14 protein-coding genes are annotated in these 15,992 nt (G+C 50.6%); 2 read left to right on the top strand and 12 right to left on the bottom strand.

Annotated elements, in window-relative coordinates; all coding sequences use genetic code 11:
- Positions 1-27: 27 nt before the first annotated feature.
- From ssuE to MKX68_RS17115, 12 genes are all read right to left on the bottom strand, one after another.
- Positions 28-576 (bottom strand): NADPH-dependent FMN reductase, encoded by a 549-nt coding sequence (ssuE, locus tag MKX68_RS17170; RefSeq protein WP_074096318.1) that lies wholly within the window; start codon positions 574-576, stop codon positions 28-30.
- A 25-nt stretch (positions 577-601) separates the two neighbouring features.
- Positions 602-1,516, bottom strand: a complete 915-nt coding sequence (locus MKX68_RS17165) for an ABC transporter permease (protein ID WP_340913180.1) — start codon at positions 1,514-1,516, stop codon at positions 602-604.
- A gap of 60 nt (positions 1,517-1,576) precedes the next feature.
- Positions 1,577-2,509, bottom strand: coding sequence for an ABC transporter permease (locus tag MKX68_RS17160; protein WP_036605816.1), 933 nt, complete (start codon positions 2,507-2,509; stop codon positions 1,577-1,579).
- Positions 2,510-2,550: 41 nt separating this feature from the next.
- A complete protein-coding gene (locus MKX68_RS17155; protein WP_340913177.1) occupies positions 2,551-4,194 on the bottom strand; it encodes an ABC transporter substrate-binding protein in 1,644 nt (547 codons plus the stop codon).
- A gap of 171 nt (positions 4,195-4,365) precedes the next feature.
- Positions 4,366-5,709, bottom strand: coding sequence for an LLM class flavin-dependent oxidoreductase (locus tag MKX68_RS17150; protein ID WP_339789192.1), 1,344 nt, complete (start codon positions 5,707-5,709; stop codon positions 4,366-4,368).
- A gap of 322 nt (positions 5,710-6,031) precedes the next feature.
- Positions 6,032-6,310: a glutaredoxin family protein gene (locus MKX68_RS17145; RefSeq protein WP_339789189.1), complete on the bottom strand. Its 279-nt coding sequence runs from the start codon at positions 6,308-6,310 to the stop codon at positions 6,032-6,034.
- A 352-nt stretch (positions 6,311-6,662) separates the two neighbouring features.
- Positions 6,663-8,375 carry a glycosyltransferase family 2 protein gene (locus MKX68_RS17140; protein ID WP_340913174.1) on the bottom strand — a complete coding sequence of 571 codons (1,713 nt, stop codon included), beginning with the start codon at positions 8,373-8,375 and terminating at the stop codon, positions 6,663-6,665.
- A 66-nt stretch (positions 8,376-8,441) separates the two neighbouring features.
- The gene (locus MKX68_RS17135; RefSeq protein WP_340913172.1) at positions 8,442-9,089 is read right to left on the bottom strand and encodes a GT-D fold domain-containing protein; all 648 of its coding nucleotides are present in this window, start codon (positions 9,087-9,089) and stop codon (positions 8,442-8,444) included.
- An 899-nt stretch (positions 9,090-9,988) separates the two neighbouring features.
- Positions 9,989-10,720 carry a sugar phosphate nucleotidyltransferase gene (locus MKX68_RS17130; RefSeq protein ID WP_036605812.1) on the bottom strand — a complete coding sequence of 244 codons (732 nt, stop codon included), beginning with the start codon at positions 10,718-10,720 and terminating at the stop codon, positions 9,989-9,991.
- Complete coding sequence (locus tag MKX68_RS17125) at positions 10,717-11,490, bottom strand: glycosyltransferase family 2 protein (protein ID WP_047841258.1); 774 nt, start codon at positions 11,488-11,490, stop codon at positions 10,717-10,719. Before MKX68_RS17125 ends, MKX68_RS17130 begins: the two co-directional genes overlap by 4 nt.
- The gene (locus MKX68_RS17120) at positions 11,490-12,602 is read right to left on the bottom strand and encodes a glycosyltransferase family A protein (protein WP_340913169.1); all 1,113 of its coding nucleotides are present in this window, start codon (positions 12,600-12,602) and stop codon (positions 11,490-11,492) included. Before MKX68_RS17120 ends, MKX68_RS17125 begins: the two co-directional genes overlap by 1 nt.
- Before the next feature lie 41 nt (positions 12,603-12,643).
- Positions 12,644-13,609, bottom strand: coding sequence for a glycosyltransferase family 2 protein (locus tag MKX68_RS17115; protein WP_340915415.1), 966 nt, complete (start codon positions 13,607-13,609; stop codon positions 12,644-12,646).
- A gap of 441 nt (positions 13,610-14,050) precedes the next feature.
- Between MKX68_RS17115 and MKX68_RS17110 the strand changes: the two genes are divergently transcribed.
- Together MKX68_RS17110 and MKX68_RS17105 are read left to right on the top strand one after the other, a co-directional pair.
- Positions 14,051-14,323: a hypothetical protein gene (locus tag MKX68_RS17110; protein WP_340913167.1), complete on the top strand. Its 273-nt coding sequence runs from the start codon at positions 14,051-14,053 to the stop codon at positions 14,321-14,323.
- A gap of 45 nt (positions 14,324-14,368) precedes the next feature.
- Complete coding sequence (locus MKX68_RS17105) at positions 14,369-15,934, top strand: M4 family metallopeptidase (RefSeq protein ID WP_340913166.1); 1,566 nt, start codon at positions 14,369-14,371, stop codon at positions 15,932-15,934.
- Positions 15,935-15,992 lie beyond the last annotated feature (58 nt).

Below are 15,992 nucleotides of genomic sequence, written 5' to 3'. Positions count from 1 at the left end.
TGATTTATCCAATATATTTACTTGGTTTTATGATATCGTAATCCCATCCTTTTCCAGTGTCAATATCAATTCATCCAGCGAGCGATCCAGACGTGTAGTAATATCCGCCGAGAGCACAAATTTCCCATCATCCAATCGTTCAATTCCCTGATCCACAGCATACACGCCACCCAAGATATGTCTTCCACCAAGGGCTGCCAGTACAGGCTTCAATGCATAATCAATGGCGAGCAGATGAGCAATGGAGCCACCAATAACGAGTGGGAGTGTCAACTTACCCCGTAGCCCTTCTTGCGGAATCAGATCCAGGAACAGCTTGAGCACTCCCGAGTACGATGCCTTATACACAGGTGTAGCCACAATAACTGCATCCGCCGCTTCCACGACAGCAAGTGCATCACGAATGAACGAGCTGTCAAACCGGGCTTGCACCAGATCCTCAGCGGGAAGATCCACAACATGAATGACTTCAACGGTGATGCCTGCCTCCGTTAATTTTTGGCTGCTGTAATCCGTCAGACCTGTCAAACGCGAACGTTTGGAAGGTGATCCGGCAATAATGACAACATGTGACATAACGTATTCCTCCTTGGAATAGCGGTCAAGCCGCTCCTTTTACTTTGGGATCCAACCGATCGCGAATATCGTCTCCAATCAGATTAACCGCCAGTACAAACAAAGTGATCGCCAGACCCGGGAACGTACAGATCCACCAGGCAACCGTCAGATACCCTCTACCTTGCGAGAGCAATGCGCCCCAATCCGGTATTTCCTTCAACACCCCAAGTCCCAGAAAACTGAGTCCGGAACCCGTAAGAATTGATGTCCCTACGCCCAGTGTAGCCATGACCAGCAAGGGTGACAACGAATGTGGCAGTACATGTTTCCAGAAAATGCGTGTATTGGAACCGCCCAGTGAACGTGTCGCTGTAATGAAAGGCAGACCTTTAACTGATATGACCTGCCCACGCATCACCCGTGCGTAGCCCGGAATGGAGGAAACCGCAACAGCCAGTGCAATATTCATCAGTCCTGGCCCGAGAGCAGCTGCAACAGATAATGCAAGCAGTACGCCGGGTACAGCCATCAGAATATCAACAGCCCGCATGGTGATGGTATCAACAATACCTCCGGCATAACCGGAGATAATACCAAGAGCACTGCCAACAATCCCGCCTACAAGTACCGAGGCGAATCCAATGAGCAATGAATCTCTGCTCCCATGCACAACCACGCTGAAGATATCTCTGCCAAAATAGTCCGTCCCGAACAGGTGCGCAGCAGAGGGAGCCTGCAGGATGGCATCCGTCATCATCTGAGTTGGATCATACGGAGCAATCCAGCCCGGTACAATCGCACATGCCACGGTAAACACGACCACCAGCAATGCTGCATAAAAGAATAATCGGGATACCGCGAGTGAAACGCGATAGCGCCAAGGGCGGCGATTCCACAGACGTATGCGTCCTACGTCCGCCCATACTTTTTTGTCACCAACCAAAGGTTTCATGCTCATGAGCAACAACTCCTCCTTCCATACTCCGCATCAGGACACTTCTGACTGTTCCGGCTGTCATCATGTTCGGACTGCACGCCGAACCCGGGGATCAATGTACGAATACGAGATGTCCACCAGCAAATTCAAGACCACATAGATAATGGATGTAAAGAAAACAACCCCTTGCACCACGGGCAGATCTTTGGCCATTAGCGCATCTGCAATAATCCGGCCGATTCCTTGTCTGGAGAAGACAGTCTCCACCACAACCGTACCCGCAAGCAGATCACCGATCAGCATGCCAATTACCGTTACGGCAGGGATCAGCGCATTACGCAGCGCATGGCCATACATGATGGCGCGCTCCGAAAGTCCTTTGGCCCGTAAAGCCACGATAAATGGTTCATTGATCACTTCCAACATGCTGTTCCGCACCATTCGTACGATAAACCCTGCACCAACGAGACCCAGCGTAGCTGCCGGAAGAACCAGTGAGCTGAATCCGTCGGAACCCATCGCAGGGAACCAGCCAAGCTGTACTGAAAATAACAGGATGAGCAGTATCCCCGTCCAGAAGGTTGGCATAGAGATACCGAACAGTCCAACGAGCCGGGCGACGAAATCAATCACGCCATTGCGATGAATTGCAGACAGTACACCAAGTGTAATTCCAATCGTGATGGCAATGATTGAACTGAGTGCGGTCAAAGCCAGTGTCGCTGGAAAATGTTCCAGGATTTTTGGCAAAACCGGATCCGAATTGATCATCGATTTACCGAAATCCCCACGCAGCATATCACCGAAATAGTTCGCAAACTGGATGTAAAACGGCTGATCCAGTCCAAGCTGAACCCGCAGATTCTCGATCATCTCCGGGGTAGCCGAGGACGGGTCCAGCATGAGTAGAACCGGATCACCCGGCAGGAGATACATGATGCAGTACACCAGCACCGAAGCTCCGAAAATAACCAGAAGCGATGTTGCGAGTCGTGACAGTATCGTTTGAACCATACCGGGATATCTCCTTCCTGAATCTGGATTGGCCGTTCATGTTAGGGCTGAATGCGGACATCGTTAAAGAGTGGATACCCCAGTGAATCAAACTTGATGCCTTCGACCTTTTTGGATGCTGCGACAGTATAAGGGAATACATAGATCGGCAGAATTACCGCTTGCTCAATCAGGTATTGTTGGATCTGATTGTAGATCTCGACACGTTTATCCGCGTCACTCTCAACCGCCCCCTGTTCCAGCAATTCATCGATCTTCGGATCAGACAAACCGGATAATGTCGGACGCTGTCCCTCTGCACTCGTATGATAGAAAGCGTACAAGGCATTGGGATCGGAGTTGACCTGGCTATTGCCATATAGATCATAATCCCAGTTTTGATAGATGACCGTTGCTACGTCTTTGGTAATTTCCACTTCAACAGCGATGCCTACCTGCTTCAACTGTTGTTGAATAATGGCGGCAATGTCATTTCGTTTCTCCCGATTGGGCGAACCATCGACATAACGCAGGGTCAGCTTCTGGCCGTCTTTTGCACGAATGCCATCGGCACCTTTCACCCAGCCTTGTTCGTCCAGCAGCTGATTGGCTTTGTTGATGTCCGGGTTAATGCTTCCTTCCAGCGATGCATCATAACCCAGAATTCCAGGAGACAGTGCAGACCACGCACGTTCGTAGTTGCCCAGATACAATGTTTTAACAATCGATTCCACATCTACAGCGGATTGTACCGCCTGCCTTACTTTCACATCATCCCAAGGCGCTTTGCGCAGATTGAAAAAGAGTGTATATGGCAATCCCACCGTGTTAGCCTGCAACAGTTGCTGGTTCGGATCGTTTTTCAATGCAGCGATATTTTGCGGTGGAACGGTCTCGGCAGCGAGTACCTGACCACTTTGTACACTTCCGATGCGTGTCGCTTCTTCCGGTACAATTTTGAATGTGATCGTATCCACATGGGGCGCGGCTTTATTTTCAACCGTCTCAGGTCCCCAGTTGTAATCCTTGTTCTTGGCAACGACGATATCCGCATTTTCATCCCATTTCACAAAGGTATACGGACCTGTGCCCACCGGATTTTCACCTAATTGGTCTCCATATTTTTGAGCAGCCGTAGGGGATACGATTCCCAGCAGCGCCTGACTCAAATTGCCAAGAAAAGCTTGTGATGGTGATTCCAGATTTACCTTGATCGTATATTCATCAATGACCTCGGAGGAGCTATAGGGTCTAATCAGGGCAAGGGAATTGGCAGCTTTGGTGGCCGGGTCAATCACCCGGTCCAGATTGTATTTCACGGCTTCCGCATTAAAAGGTGTACCATCATGGAACTTCACACCTTCACGCAGCTTGAACGTATAACTCTTGCCATCTTCGGATACGCTCCATTCCGTGGCGAGCCAAGGTTTGATGGAACCATCAGGCAACTGCACGACCAGATTATCGTAGATCGTCCGGATCGCACGTACCGTTACGGCAAGCCCACTGCGATGAGGGTCTAGTGTATCCGGTGAAGTCGCGAGTGCAAAAGTCAGGTTGCCTCCTTCAGCTTGCCCGGCCTGCCCCCCACCTGATGCCTGTGCCGTACTGTTCGTGCTGCCTCCCGCCGCTCCGCAACCGGATAATACCATCACCAATACTGCTGCCAATGCCATATATTTCATCCATGAGATAGACCTGTTCATATCGCTTCCCCCTCTGTGTATACAGGTGTCATTATATTGATGCATATACTTGATACTTGATATATCCTATGAGTTAAGTCGGTTTTAAGATAGTACGAAACGTAGTAATTACTTTATTACCGGTTGGAGATAACAGCAGACAACATCAGATGCTCGTTCGCTCCCTATCCGTCATGCCAAATCAGATACGACTTGTTCCTTGGCAGCCGTATAACGGTTAACCGGAATCTGTACCCCAAGGTTCCCCCGCAAAGTATCGTGTTCATAGTCCGTACGATACAGACCGCGTTCTTGCAGAATCGGCACAACGAGTTCCACAAAATCAGACAACCCACTTGGCAACTCCGAAGCAATAATGAAACCATCCGCTGCTTCCGTCTCAAACCATTCCTGAATCTTGTCAGCGACCTGCTCCGGTGTTCCAAGGAATTTGCTACGCGGTGTTGCTGCCCGCAGAGCCACTTCACGCAAGGTCAATCCTTGCTCTTTGGCGTCCTTCTTGATCTTGTCGGTTCCACTGCGGAAGCTGTTGCTTCCAATGCCATTCAGCTCCGGGAAAGGCTCATCCAATGGATATTGGGAGAAATCATGATGTTCGTAGAAACGTCCCAGATAATCCAGCGCTTTATCAATGGTGACCAAGCTTGCGATTTCCTGATATTTCTGTTCAGCCTCCTCTTCCGTCCGTCCAACAATAGGATTGATGCCTGGTAGAATGACAATATCCTGTGAAGAACGTCCATAGGAAGCCGCTCGTGTTTTGACATCCTTATAGAATGCCTGTGCATCTTCAATACTGTCGTGCCCAGTGAATACTGCATCCGCTTCTTGTGCCGCCAGCGTTTTGCCATCTTCCGATGAACCTGCCTGGAAAATCACCGGCTGTCCTTGCCGTGAACGGGCAATATTGAGCGGACCTTGTACGGAGAAAAACTCTCCTTCATGATTAAGCGTGTGCAGCTTGGATGGATCGAAGAAAACGCCGCTCTCTTTGTCTCTTACAAAGGCATCATCTTCCCAAGAGTCCCACAACCCTTTGGTTACCTGTAAATATTCTGCGGCAATGCGATAACGTTCCGGATGCGAAGGGTGACTGCTCTTACTATAATTCTTCGCCGTCCCTTCCAGCGGAGAAGTCACGACGTTCCAGCCTGCACGGCCATCACTGATCTGATCGAGAGAACCGAACTGTCTGGCTACGGTGAACGGATCACTATAGGATGTTGAGAGGGTACCCACCAGTCCAATGCGTGAAGTAACGGCAGCCAAAGCGGAGAGGATACTGATTGGTTCGAAGCGATTCAGGAAATGCGGAATGGATTTCTCAGTAATATACAGACCGTCTGCGATAAAGACCAGATCGAACTTGCCTTCCTCCGCTTTCAGTGCCTGACGTTTGTAGAATCCAAAGTTAACGCTGGCATCCGACAGAACCTCCGGGTGTCTCCATGTGGTGTTGCTTCCTCCAACCCCATGAATAATGGCTCCAAATTTCAAACTGCGTTTCGCTGTCATATGCACTCCGCCTTCCTTGGATTAGAATCTTCAAAAGAATGATCAAGGGCCAACTGAACTGATTACGTATGCAAAATAACTTAAAAGTTAACTATTCCTATGAGTTTGGTTTGTTTTAATTTCACAAATCTTATCACTGCCCCGTAAAAGGGTCAACAGCGTGACTAATAGATTTTTTCTATATGAACATTGAAGATGTAAATAAGACCATTTACATCCCAAGTGAGCCATAACTTATGAACGTTCCAGCTGCTGTACAAATGCGATCTTGCATCATGCAACAGCCGGAACGGCTTGCTTCAAAGGTATATATTAACTCCCGTTAGACTGCTGCCGCTTCGTCCGTTCGTGCCAGAAGTTCAGCCAGCTTCTCCAGATCAGGTTCCAGCAAGGCTTCAAACTTGCCGTCCCCTCCCACTTCAATGACAGGTACATGCCGAATGCCATATTTTGCTTCAAGCACATCTCGCAGCACGTCATTTCCCTGCACTTCAATGTTCTCAAAAGGCTGGTTTCGCTCTGTCAGAAATGCTTTCACTTCCCCGCAGAAATGACAGCCTGTTTTGCTCCACAGCACGACTTTTTTGGTTGATGATGACATCGACATACCTCCTGATTGGTTTTAAGATCAAGGTCTGGGTGATTAACTATGAACGCCCTAGACCTTCAATTCCCATCTGTTAAATAAGAATTATGGCTCTAAATGTACTCCTGCGCCCCTCATGCGTCAATGGATTTGCTAATAGAATAAACCTATAACCAAATAGAAAGATTAAATTATAAATTTGAAAGATGGCTTATTTTACAGGAATGAATCGCTCTGCTTCAGTAGTCTAGCTAACAACTCATATGTAATATTCGGATGCGGAATGAATCAGAGCGATTACACAGGGTACCGCTACATTTTCCATTCCGCATCATACTGCCAATCTGGATAAACAGATCGCCTGACATTACAGATCCGGGTTCAAGAGCTGAGGTGGGGCGATAATGGGCCAGCCTTCTTCCATTGAATTCAGTTGGTCCGCAGACACGCTGATAATATGCCCAGAATGTACACCCCAACGTTCTGCCGCATAGACCGAAACAAATCGTCTCCGCTTGTCTCCGCTGATCTGATATCGACTCTCGGGTGCATCCACTGCGGCAACAATACTTCCTTCTGCCCAGCCATGGTGAGAACCATGAACCGCTGTCGTATGCACCTGTTGTGATTCCCTCGGCCATCCTTGCACGTCCCCCGCTGATATCAGTGCTTCTCCGGCAGGAATGGCGAGCAGGTCCGGTTTGGCAACCTGAACAGGAGATATTCCACGCGGTACAGGGATATTCAGCTTACGCCGCCGACCGCCAGTTAATGTATAGACATCTCCTTTGGCATCGGACAGGAACGAGCCTTCCGGGTAGAAGTCATAACTGTGTCTGAATTGTAATGCTGGATCTTGGCTGCCCTGCGTTGAGATTCGCTGACGCGGATCCATTGGGTTTGTGTCACCATCCTCTTGTTGACCAGATGGGGTACCAGAGGTTTGTTCTCTAGCCAACCGGGAGGTTTCGGCAACCAGCGCATGGGGATCTCCCCACTTTTGGCTATAAAACTGCTCGTTATCCTTATTCACTACAGCAAAGTCCTGCTCACCCAAGGCTTTCATACTGACACTTCCGAAGTGGTGGATAAAAGCATCCCCGGCTACCGCAAGCTGGTATCCTGCCAGCTTCACCCGAATGATCCAGTCATCATCTTCGAAATTGCCCACCGCGTACCCTTCGTCCAGATAACCTACTCGTTCCAGCAGCTCCCGTGAGAACAACCAGCAGAATCCGACCAGGCGATTGGTTATTCGATGTTTGTCTGCATCCGGACGATTATGTGTCGCGGCAAAAGGCCACATCTCTTCTACCTCACGGTACGGAACCTGAATCTGCTGATCCCCACCAATATAGTTGGTCACCGGACCCACCACACCAATCTTCGGATCACTGGCAAGACAAGTCATCATGTTATCCAGCCAGCCTGGAGTAACGAGCGTATCGTTGTTCAGCACGATGATATGTCGTCCTCTCGCCATCATCAGCCCATGATTGACACCTCCGGCAAACCCCCGGTTCTGATCAAGGGCAGCCACCCTCACCATGCCGCCTTTGCGGAGCATGGCCTCGGCAGTTCCATCCTTGGAGCCATTATCCACGACAATGATTTCGAAGGGGGCAGGGGTATGTTTCTCGATACTGGACACACATTGCAGCACATACTCCCGCTGATTGTACGTGGGGATAATGATGCTGACTCCTTCAAAAACAAGACCAAATGAACTCTGTCCCTGGCGGACACCTTCGTCGTATCCTCTACGATACCCCTGTTTGTAGATCCTGGCGCCTTTGGCTGTGCGCCTGCTTTTGCCTTTACGTCTGGATTTCTGCATTGAGCGACGACCTGCTGCATGCAGGACTGCCATCGCAGGTCTCGAGACATCGCGCTGCGCGGCACGGCGGTTCGCTTTTTTTTCGCTGCTTACGCTGCCATTCCGGTTGTTTTCACTGCGAGTGCTGATATTTGGAGTGATGTTGTGATAACTGTGACCATTTCGACGAATGACGTTTCGAGCATTAACCTTGTTGCTGCGGCCATGACGTTTTTCCCCGCGCTGTTGATCGGGTGTGCTCATGTTGCTCCCTCCATTTCCACTTGTCCGTGAGGCCAACACGCACATAACCAGCCCCCGGACGGTCCACTAGAGTTGAAGCTCTCCTGTTACCAGTTTGTCAGCCAAATGTCCAAAATCCAGAGCGACCTTGCCGAGTTCACCTGCAATTCGCCGACACAGAATGACCGCCGGAATTCCCGCCGCCACCAACGCGATATCAAAAGCATGTTCTGAGGTTTGCTGCATCACCCTCGGAATATCCATAACTCCTGCCACAGAACCAATGATGCCTGTGACATGAATCCCCCGGTTATGCAGCAGTGCCGCAAGCTCTGGTGCCTGGCTACCTATGAGCAGAACCCGCCGTCCTTGCAGCAAGGGCAACACCAGGCCGGACTGATGCAGACTGTAATTGATCGTGGAACTGGTCAATTTCAGCCGGGACCAGTCGATCCCGAAGTAGCGCAATACCGGGAATAACAGCCCCTGGAATGTCGGCGCCCGCGAGATCGGCACGCCAACCCAGTCGGCGGCCTGTATGGCTTCCGCAAGCATCGCGCGGATGTCTGGCGTTGAGCTTGGCACCCCTGCATAGGGCAGAAACGGTGCCAGCTCCTGCACTTCCTGGCCTGGCAGCACCGTATCGGCTGCCAGCGTGAGCAGTTCGCCATCTCCGAGGCGAACGACAGACAAGGGGCGCTGCGCATCCAGCGCCGCCGTGATGTGTCCAGCCATCTCATGAGGGCTGGACAGCCGGGCCAGGCTGGGCGCGTATTGGCGGAATCCCGCCGCGATCAGATCTGCCGCCGCCACGGCAGGCAGAATGTGATCCGGCGGGATGTGCTGCGCCACCAGCGCCTCCCCGCCGGCGAATACGCCGTCGCGGTAGCCCTCGGCGTAGCCGCCGGGCACGGCCTCCGCCTGCACTGCGTGCTCCGCGGGCGGAGGCGGCAAACCCTTCGCGCTGCCCGCCTTCGCGCCGGCAGCGCCTCCCCGCCCCGCGGGGGCGACACCCTTCGGGTGTGTCACCTGGCGCGGGGCGGGGCCAGCACCGCTGGCAGGCATCGCCTGTGGCGTGCTGGCTTGCGGTGCTGGCATGGGCGCACGGCGCATCGCCGTGCGCTGCTTGGCGCGGGCAGCGGCACGCCGGCCCCGCGCTGGTGCAGGCCTGCGCCCAGCAGTGGCCCGGCGCAGGCCGGCTTTGCCTTTGCCGGTGCGGCTGGCTCTTGCCGCTTTGCTCGCGCTCGCAGAGCCAGCTTTGCCTGCTCTGCCAACAACACTGCCTGTGCTGCTCGCTTTGCCTGCACGGACCTTATGCGCTGCGCCTGCAGATGTACCCGCTTTGGTCAGGGTACTACGTTTCCCTGACTTCACACCTCTGACTCCAGCAGACCCTGTATCTGCTGCTGCCGGAGTGCCACTGCCCATAAATACGGCCGGGTGGATGCCCCGGGGCTTACCCGACACGGAGGCCCTAGCGGCCCCGGTGCGTGTCACTACTCTCACGCCATTCCCTCCTTTGGCATGCACGAGAATTGTCGCTGCGCAAAGCGCCGGAGCATCCTTCCAGCTCCGGCGCAGAGTGTTCTGCTCCCATGGGGCACCGCACAGCGGCAGCATCAGTCGCATATATTTTAGGGCAATTGTCCTTTCATACGGACAGCTGCTTCCTGGAGGGATTCAAATGTACCTGCATCACTCCAGTATTTCTGCAAAATATCGTATTCCAGTCCGCCAGCAGATGCGTAGTGATTATTCACATCCGTAATTTCAAGTTCTCCACGCGCAGACGGCGCAATGTTGCGAATCAGGTTAAATACATGATCGTCATACATATATATGCCCGTCACACAATAAGAGGTTTTCGGCTGGCTTGGCTTCTCCTCAATGTACGAGATTCGCTCTGGATGCTTTGGATCAAAAACAGGCACCCCGTAACGTCGTGCATCATCCACCTCTTTGAGCAGAACTCGCGCTGTACCAGCAGGTTGCTGCATGTAACGGTCCACATAAGGCTTCAGATCATCGCTGAAGAGATTATCTCCGAGAAGCACAACGAATTTTTCGCCAGGAAGAATAAAAGAAGTTGCCAGATCCAACGCTTCCGCAATCCCGCCTGCCTTTTCCTGAATGCGATAAGTCAACTTGACCCCATGATCCGCTCCGCCACCAAGATACTCTGTATATAACCCGGCGGAATGTTTGTTGATCACAATCAATAGTTCATCAATGCCTGCCTGGCGGAGCCTGTCGATGCCATACATAATCATCGGATGTTTACCGACTGGAAGCAGATGTTTGTTAATGAGCCGGGTCAGCGGATACAGTCTAGTTCCTGTTCCGCCGGCAAGAATTACACCTTTCATTCCACGTTCCCTCCTTCATCGGATATGTCCATATATTCAAGCGGATCGACATGCCATTTGTTCATAAAAATCGAACGATTACGCTCAAGCAGCTGTTTCCACGCTACCGGATCTGTCTTCTGGAAGCTGGCACTTCCCTGATGATGCACGAGAACATCTCCACATACCAGCAGGCGATATCCCTGCAATCTTGCTCTATAACAATAATCGTCATCCTCATAGTGTCCCGGAGAATATGCCTCGTCAAGCAGTCCAACCGATTCCACGACATCTCGTTTCATCAGCATGCACAGACCGACGATCCGGCGTACTTCCCTCCACCTTGAAGAATCCGCAACATTATTGGAATTGGCCAACTCCTGAAAATGCTCCATGTCCCGAAACTGCAGTTTAATCTGCTGGATGCCGCTTGCATAATTCGTAACAGGCCCCGTGATCCCAATACTTGCGTCACTGTACAGAGCCGTTCGCAGGTTCTCCAGCCAACGGGGCGTGACCGTAACATCATTGTTCAACAGCAACAGCTCATCCCCGCAAGCTGCACGAAGTCCAGCGTTACACGCTGCCGGAAACCCACGATTGTCCGGGAACCTTACAAATCGAATTCGCTCCAGCGCACAATATTCAGCCGTTCCATCCGTCGAACCGTTATCTACCACGATAATTTCATATGACGCAGGATCGCCCGAGTATTGACGTATGGCATCGATGCAGGGCCTGATCAGATCCAGACCATTGTAAGTTGGGATAATCATACTCGTCAGTGTCATTAGGCGTTCCTCCTGTAAGCCACTTCTACACGGGAGAGTGTATGTGCCTGGGCTGGATTCCAACCTGTACCCAGCAATGTAGCCAGTGCCTCCAGATGATCTCCAATGATCAATTTGGCGACATCATTCCCACTTCCCGTGTTACCAGGACGCAACCGATTGGAACGAATAACATCCACCTGACTTGGTGCCGAGACGTTCATTCCATGCTGAATAGCTAGACTTTGTGCCTTCGGTGGAACGGCCAGTGATGCTGACTTCACCGTCTGAATCATACGACGAGATAATGCATGAGGCACGGCTGTCATGGAATTGGAACCAAGATCTGCCCTGCCTAATGTTCGGTTCAGATATGCTTTGATCCGGCTTACCTCATCCTGCCCGGCAAACGCAGGAAGCAAAGACGTCAGATTATTCAACGCCACATCCTGTCCCCGATCAACCGCGAACAGAAAGGGTGCAAGCTGTTCAGCAGAGACGACCATATCTCCATCCACAAAAAGTACCGTCTCCGCATCCGTCATCTTGGCTCCAAGTGCCCGGCCCACATCATGTCCTGCCCGATCCGGTTCATAGATTACTGTAAGTCCCGGCTGCCCTAGTACCTGCTTCAAACTGTCATCTGTCGTTCCATTCAGTACCACAATAATATCCGTCAGAGGCAACCGCTTTAGTTGCAATAACACCTGCCCCAGTGTATGTTCCTCATTACAGGCACAGACAACGGCAGCAGCCGAATGACGAAGGGGTAGCGGCACGATCTGGAATGAATGTCCCGAGGCCTGAGCATAACCCTGCATAAATGCCTTACCTGACTTCAGAGCTAGCTCGAAGTTACTTAGCTCCCCAACGTTCGCCGCGTGTGCATTCCATACGAGACGTGCATGTTCTTCTGATACTGTGTTGTTCGCCTTTGCCTCGCTTCCTGCAACTTGCCCCGCTTTCCACATCAAGTGCAGATCTACTTGGCCAGACTTTGCTCGGCTTCTTCTTTTTTTTTGAATATCTACATGTTTCTTTTTCCTATGACGCTTGTTCATTACTGTTCTTCCTGCTGTCATTTGTCTACTTGTTGTCCGCCTGCGGCGGACAACCCCTGAACGTCCCTTCATTTCCTCACCTCCAGCATGCTGCATCATCCGATGCGACATGCTTACCTCGCCAGGTTGCGAACACGTTTCAGATCGGTATAACCTCCGCGGGGACCGAGCGTATCCGTAATCCACTTAATCGCTGCCATATGATCATTCAGTACCACTTGACTGAGCGGATCAGGTCCGCTTCGCTTCTTGATTCGCACTGCATTCATTCTACCCACAGGTACGTGATGAACAGCGCGTACTCGAAGTCCGCCGATCACTGCCTTCGCTTGTGCGAGTGGCGGAACTTCCAGTGAGGATATGCCCATGACCTCAAGTCCTTTTCGGCTTATTGCATGTGGAATAGCTGTCATGGATGCCCCCCGGAGATCGGATCTTGCGAGTATGCTGTTCAACATGTGTTTGGCCTCCACTACCGGATGAACAGGATGATGAGTGACCGGCCCATGGTAGTCGTTGAGTGCCACATCCGTTCCCTTCAGCACAGCCTTCACGTAAGGTGCAAGATGCTCTGCGGGAATTGCGATATCTGCATCAGTAAATAGCAACACCTGACCACGCGCCTCCGCTGCGCCTACTTTTCGTCCTCCATCATGCCCTAGCGCTTCTGCATACGTGAGCACTCGTGCTCCAGCCCGTTTGGCTGCGCTAGCCGTACCGTCTGTTGAACCATTCACAATGACAAGCACTTCAGCATCACGGCATATCCGCCGCGCTTCACGAACAACTGCACCAATCCTTTTCTCCTCATTCATAGCAGGGATAATGACCGAGAGGATCGGTCGCTGAGAAACATCCCTGTGTGAAGGAGCATCACTCATGCCATTTTCCGCTCCATTCTCTACTCCATCCTTAGCCTGTGACATCAGCTGTTTGGATGGAATAACGAACGTATAGGCCTTTGTACCCTTTTTGTGTCCAGACTTCCATCTTCGTTTCTTCAGCACCGTTTTTCTTCGTGTCACATTGGATCGAGTTGCATAACGTGCTGTAGTACGGGTTTTGCGCAACAGTTTCACCTCCCGCATTCGATCATCGGCATGCCAAGGGAGTACACGTTATTCTATGTATTCGTGGAGCAGTGGAAACGGCGTTTGTCCTTGCACTAAGCAGGTTCTCCCTGTAAACACGAGAGTACAGGCCTTGCTTTTAGACAAAATACGCCAAAATATGTGAAAAACGCTACCTCTCCCCTACTTCAGACACAATTTTAGCAAAAATCTAAATTTGTATCTTTTCCAAAGTTTTACATTGTGTTAATATACGTTCCAAGCAGTTTTATTTACAAAAATAACCTTGTTGTGAACATAAGTTCTCATTCATTTTTTAAATCATTTATTGACCTTAGGTTGATTAGATTATGACCTCATTCACAGAACCTGTTAAGCAGATACATTTTACTCTTGAGAGGAGTGATGCCGTTCAGAACACACTGCCTTTGTCATTTACGCAAACCCGGATTGAACACCCCAGTTTTCCGTGAACGTATCTTCTACCTGCGCAATTGGACAACCCCCGGCTTTCTGAAAGAGGAACACAATAGACGATTAAACCTTCGGGTTGAACTGAATAAACGGTTATCCTTTTCGTTTGGTGTTGCGCTTAACACTTCCCGAGCTAAGGCCAAGCCGATTTTGTTCCAATCGTTTCTTGTCTCATTCCACGCTTCAGGTTCAGCCCCACGCTCCGCGCTGCCCAAGTTGCAGACGGAATTCCAACCGAGACTGGCATGAACATTTTCCAACCAAAAAATAAGTATAAGAATGGGAGAGTTTACTATGAAATTTGCCAAAGTTATGCCAACAATTCTTGGAGGAGCTCTTTTGCTCGCTTCCGTATCCTCTGCTACTGCAGCTCCAGTGTCTGATCAATCCATTCCACTTCAGGCCCCTTATGCCTCTGAGGAGGGTATTCCATTGAACAGTGGAACAGATGACACCATCTTTAATTATCTTGGACAGCAGGAACAATTCCTGAATTCCGATGTGAAATCCCAGCTCAAAATTGTCAAAAGAAACACAGATACATCTGGCGTAAGACACTTCCGCCTGAAACAGTATATTAAAGGTATCCCGGTATATGGTGCAGAACAGACGGTGCACCTGGACAAAACCGGAGCCGTGAGTTCCGCACTTGGCGATCTTCCACCGATTGAAGAGCAGGCCATTCCGAATGATGGTGTAGCCGAGATCAGCGGAGAAGACGCGATCCGTATTGCAACCGAAGAAGCAACTTCCCGGATTGGAGAACTTGGTGCCGCGGAAATCACACCTCAAGCTGAATTGAACATCTATCATCATGAAGAAGATGGTCAGACGTATCTGGTTTACATTACGGAAGTAAACGTACTGGAACCTGCCCCTCTACGGACCAAATATTTCATTAACGCAGTGGATGGCAGTATCGTATCCCAGTTTGACCTCATTAACTTTGCCACTGGAACAGGTACAGGTGTGCTTGGAGATACCAAAACCCTGACAACCACCCAATCCGGAAGCACCTTCCAACTGAAAGACACCACTCGCGGCAATGGCATCCAAACGTACACGGCGAACAATGGCTCCTCACTGCCTGGTACCTTGCTCACGGATTCGGATAATGTATGGACCGATCGTGCAGGTGTAGATGCTCACGCTCATGCAGCTGCTACGTATGATTTCTACAAGAACAAATTCAACCGTAACGGTATTAATGGTAACGGATTGTTGATCAGATCAACCGTGCACTACGGCTCCAATTACAATAATGCCTTCTGGAACGGGGCACAGATTGTCTTTGGGGACGGAGACGGAACGACGTTCCGATCCTTATCTGGTGACCTCGATGTTGTGGGTCATGAACTAACGCATGGTGTTATTGAATACACAGCCAATCTGGAATATCGCAATGAACCAGGTGCACTCAATGAAGCCTTTGCCGATATTTTCGGTAATACGATCCAAAGCAAAAACTGGCTGCTCGGTGATGATATCTACACACCTAACATTCCAGGAGATGCGCTGCGCTCCCTCTCCAACCCTACATTGTATGGTCAACCTGACAAATACAGCGATCGCTACACAGGCACACAGGACAACGGCGGTGTCCATATCAACAGTGGTATCATCAATAAAGCCTATTTCCTTGCTGCTCAGGGCGGAACACATAATGGTGTAACTGTTACCGGAATCGGCCGGGATAAAGCGATCCAGATTTTCTACAGCACACTGGTGAACTACCTGACAACAACGTCCAAATTTGCCGCTGCCAAAACAGCTACCATTCAAGCAGCCAAAGATCTGTACGGAGCAACTTCTGCTGAAGCTACTGCTATTACCAAAGCATATCAAGCTGTAGGCCTGTAAAATCTTATTTTATTGTGGTTGAACTTATAATGTACTCATCATAATGGTAACGAAACGT

Origin of the sequence: Paenibacillus sp. FSL M8-0212 (assembly GCF_038004645.1) — a bacterium.
Taxonomy (GTDB): domain Bacteria; phylum Bacillota; class Bacilli; order Paenibacillales; family Paenibacillaceae; genus Paenibacillus.
The sequence above is the reverse complement of the archived record's forward strand: the minus strand, read 5'-3'. Positions and strand labels throughout refer to the sequence as shown.

Coding starts and splice junctions, on each gene's coding strand:
- MKX68_RS17135 (WP_340913172.1), bottom strand. CDS start 9,089: ATGGCTGGACACATCACGGCGGCGCTGGATGCGCAGCGCCCCTTGTCT.
- MKX68_RS17160 (WP_036605816.1), bottom strand. CDS start 2,509: ATGGTTCAAACGATACTGTCACGACTCGCAACATCGCTTCTGGTTATT.
- MKX68_RS17140 (WP_340913174.1), bottom strand. CDS start 8,375: ATGAGCACACCCGATCAACAGCGCGGGGAAAAACGTCATGGCCGCAGC.
- MKX68_RS17120 (WP_340913169.1), bottom strand. CDS start 12,602: ATGAAGGGACGTTCAGGGGTTGTCCGCCGCAGGCGGACAACAAGTAGA.
- MKX68_RS17145 (WP_339789189.1), bottom strand. CDS start 6,310: ATGTCATCATCAACCAAAAAAGTCGTGCTGTGGAGCAAAACAGGCTGT.
- ssuE (WP_074096318.1), bottom strand. CDS start 576: ATGTCACATGTTGTCATTATTGCCGGATCACCTTCCAAACGTTCGCGT.
- MKX68_RS17165 (WP_340913180.1), bottom strand. CDS start 1,516: ATGAGCATGAAACCTTTGGTTGGTGACAAAAAAGTATGGGCGGACGTA.
- MKX68_RS17155 (WP_340913177.1), bottom strand. CDS start 4,194: ATGAACAGGTCTATCTCATGGATGAAATATATGGCATTGGCAGCAGTA.
- MKX68_RS17105 (WP_340913166.1), top strand. CDS start 14,369: ATGAAATTTGCCAAAGTTATGCCAACAATTCTTGGAGGAGCTCTTTTG.
- MKX68_RS17130 (WP_036605812.1), bottom strand. CDS start 10,720: ATGAAAGGTGTAATTCTTGCCGGCGGAACAGGAACTAGACTGTATCCG.
- MKX68_RS17150 (WP_339789192.1), bottom strand. CDS start 5,709: ATGACAGCGAAACGCAGTTTGAAATTTGGAGCCATTATTCATGGGGTT.
- MKX68_RS17125 (WP_047841258.1), bottom strand. CDS start 11,490: ATGACACTGACGAGTATGATTATCCCAACTTACAATGGTCTGGATCTG.